Origin of the sequence: Kribbella sp. (genome assembly GCF_035655035.1) — a bacterium.
Taxonomy (GTDB): domain Bacteria; phylum Actinomycetota; class Actinomycetes; order Propionibacteriales; family Kribbellaceae; genus Kribbella.
On record NZ_DASRVN010000262.1, the window covers coordinates 1 to 3,310 of the forward strand.

General features: G+C 66.0%; 4 protein-coding genes. All 4 read right to left on the bottom strand.

All coding sequences use genetic code 11. The features are described 5' to 3' along the window. Nucleotides 1-474: SDR family oxidoreductase (locus VFF46_RS15420; protein WP_325037797.1), on the bottom strand; the 474-nt coding region annotated here is incomplete at its 3' end. 96 nt (nt 475-570) lie between these two features. After that, nucleotides 571-1,380: a carbohydrate ABC transporter permease gene (locus VFF46_RS15425; protein WP_325037798.1), complete on the bottom strand. Its 810-nt coding sequence runs from the start codon at nt 1,378-1,380 to the stop codon at nt 571-573. Beyond that, nucleotides 1,367-2,242, bottom strand: coding sequence for a sugar ABC transporter permease (locus VFF46_RS15430; RefSeq protein ID WP_325037799.1), 876 nt, complete (start codon nt 2,240-2,242; stop codon nt 1,367-1,369). The genes VFF46_RS15425 and VFF46_RS15430 overlap by 14 nt, the downstream gene beginning before the upstream one ends. Beyond that, a partial coding sequence (locus VFF46_RS15435) for an ABC transporter substrate-binding protein (protein WP_325037800.1) occupies nt 2,239-3,310 on the bottom strand: 1,072 nt, incomplete at its 5' end. The genes VFF46_RS15430 and VFF46_RS15435, both read right to left, overlap by 4 nt.

Below are 3,310 nucleotides of genomic sequence, written 5' to 3' on the forward strand. Positions count from 1 at the left end.
GTGGTCGACCGCCATCGCGCGGACCAGGCTGAGCAGGGCGCCTTTGCCCATCGAGTACGCCGCGACGCCGGTTTGCGCGGCGTACGCCTGCACGGAGGAGACCACGACAACACTTCCGCCGCGCGGCAACTTCGGGACGAACGCCTGGCAGGCGAAGAACACCCCACCGACGTTCACCGCCATCACTTCGTCGTACACGGTCGCAGGCGTGTCGACAACAGTTCCGTACCGCTGGATGCCAGCCGCACACACCAGCGCGTCCACCGCGCCGAGTTCCTCCGCGACCGCGGCCAGCGCGGTGCGGTCCGAGACATCTACCTGGATGCCGGTTACCCGGTCATCAAGAGAAGAGATGTTCCGGTCGAGCACGATCACTTGGTCGCCGGCTGCCAAGTACCGTTCGACGGCACCTCGGCCGATGCCGGCAGCGCCGCCGGTGACCACGACCGTCCGGGCACCGGATCCCAGGGCCATCACAATCCTCCGTTTCCCTGCGGCGCACGCTCAGCGCGTCCGCGCTCGGGCGATGGTGATGGCCTGGGGATCCGCGAGTACGACATATGCGTCCTTTCAGAACTGGCCCAGGGCCAGGCCCCGGGAGAAGAAGCGTTGGGCGGCGAGGAACAGGATCACGGTGGGGAGCGAGACGAGCAGGCCGCCGGCCAGGACCGTCGGCAGGGCGGCGCCGCCGTACGTGCTCTGTAGGCCGGTGAGGGCCGGCATGATCGGGCGGACCGAGTCGGACTGGCTGAGGGTGAGGCCGAGCAGCAGGTCGTTCCAGACGAACGTCGCCTGCAGGATGAAGATCGCGGCCAGCGCGGACCCGGCCATCGGCAGGTAGATGCTGCGGAAGATCCGGAACAGCCCGCCGCCGTCGACGATCGCGGCCTCGAACACGCTGCGCGCGATCCCGGTGAAGAAGTTCCGCATCACGAACGCCGAGAACGGCACGCTGATCGCGGTGTACACGATGATCATCCCGACCCGGGTGTCGTACAGCCCGGAGTCGGCGTACCCGGAGAACAGCGGCATCAGGATCATCTGCAACGGGAAGATCGTCCCGCCGAAGACGAACACGAACCACAAGAACCCGTGCTTCAGCCGCAGTACGACGATCGCGTACCCGGCGGCCGCGCCGATCAGCACCGCGAGCACCGGCGCGACCACGCTGTACATCGTCGTCGACACCAACGTGTCGCCGAGCGACGCCTTGCTCCACGCGTCACCGAAGTTCGCGAACAGGTCGAACCCGGCGGGTTTCCACACGGTCTTGGCGTCGTACCCGTCGACGGACTTGGACGCGTTGACGATCAGCAGGTACACCGGTGCCAGCCAGAGCAGGCCCAGCACCAGCAGGAACGCCGTCTTAACCTTGCTCACGGGCGTCCCCCAACTGGTAACGCAGGTACAGGATCGAGGCCGCGAACGTCACCAGGCTCAGGAACAGCGCGATCGCGGCGCCTTGGCCGTAGTCGTTCAGTACGAACGTCTGCTTGTACATGGACAACGCCAGCGTCTCCGAGGACGTACCTGGGCCGCCTTGGGTCATCACCCAGACCACGTCGAAGGTCTTGAGGCTGCCGACGAGCGACAGTCCGATGACGACCGTGGTGATGGCTCTGAGCTGTGGCCAGAGGTGGTAGCGGAAGAGCTTGAAGCCGTCGGCACCATCGAGGCGCGCAGCCTCCAGGGGCTCGGTAGGGATCGACTGGAGACCCACGACGAAGAGCAGGGCATTGACGCCGGCGGCCTGCCAGGTGACCGCCACGATCATCATGATCGTGTTGCCGGGGCCTGACTGCAGCCAGCCGGTGTGGGCACCCGGGAGCCCGAAGAACCCGAGTGCCTGACCCAGTGCGCCGTCCGGCTGCAGTACGAAGCCCCAGATGACACCAACGGCCACACCGGAGATCGCGTACGGCAGCAGGAACGGCAGCCGCAGCCAGGTACCCCAGCGGTGCCCGTACGTCAGTACGGCGACCAGCAGGCCGAGCGCCACCGGCAGCGTGATCATGCCGACCACCCACAGCAGCGTGTTGACCAGCGCCCCGATCAGGTCGGGGTCGCTGAACATCGCCTTGTAGTTGGCCAGCCCGGACCACACCGGTGACGCCAGCCCGTCGTACGAGGTGAAGCTGACGTACGTCGTCCACAGGAACGGCAGGTACAGGAGCAGGGCGACGACAGCTGCCGCGGGCAGCCCGAACAGTGGCGCCGCCCGCGCCCCGGTTCGATCCTTCACTTCTGCTTGGCCCAGTACGCGTCCGCCTCGGCCTGGATCTTCTGCAGGCCCGGCATCGGGTCACCCGGCTTCGTCACGAACGCGCCGAACACCTCGAGCGCCTTGTTCGCGACCGGCACCGGTGTCGCCTCGAACCACCGGTTGATCAACCGGTACCCGTTGACGTCCTTGTTGAGCTTGGCCAGCCCCGGGTCCTTGACCTCGGCCTTCGGGTTGAACGACAGGTCGCCGCGCGAGTTCGCCCAGTCGGTCTGGGCCTTCGGGGTGAGCCACCAGTCGGTCCACTTCTTCACGGTCGACGCGTGGTCGGACGCGGCCGCCGAGCAGACCGGGCCGGTCTCGAAGATCATCGAGGTCTTCGGCAGCGACGGGTTCACGTTCGGGATCACGAAGAAGTCGTAGTCGGTGCCGGCCTTCATCTTCAGCGTGTTCAGGTTGCCGCTGAACCAGGTGCCGAAGTTGATCATCGCGACGTCGCCGTTCTTCAGCTGCGCCTGCGGCTCGGTCTTCGAGCCCGGGTCGCTGAAGTCGCCGGCGTCGATCAGCTTCTTCCACTCGTTCATCACGTCGACGACACCCTGGTCGGTGTACTTCGCCTTGCCGGTCGCGAGCCGGTCGTACAGGTCCGGGTCCTTGCCGGCCAGCAGCGTCTCGAACCAGACGAACGAGAACAGGATGTTGGTCTGGTAGAACGGCTTCACGCCGATCGCCTTCACCTTGTCGGCCGCCTGCAACAGCTCGGCCCAGGTGGTCGGCGCCGCGGTGATCCCGGCCTTCTTGAAGACCGCCTTGTTGTAGTACATCACCCAGTACCCGGCGTTCAACGGGACGCAGTACTGCTTGTTGTCGTAGGTGAAGTACTGCTTCAGCTGCTCGGGCACGTTGCCGTCGGCAACCGCCTTGGTCCACTGGTCAGTGGTCTCGGCAACGAGCTTCTGGTCCACCAGATCCTGAAGCTCCTTGCCGGTGTGCCAGGTGAACAGGTCGGCCTTCTCCTTGGTCCGGAACGAGGACCGGATGAACGCCGTGTACGTGTTCGAGTCGGAGTACCCGACCGGCTCCATGCCG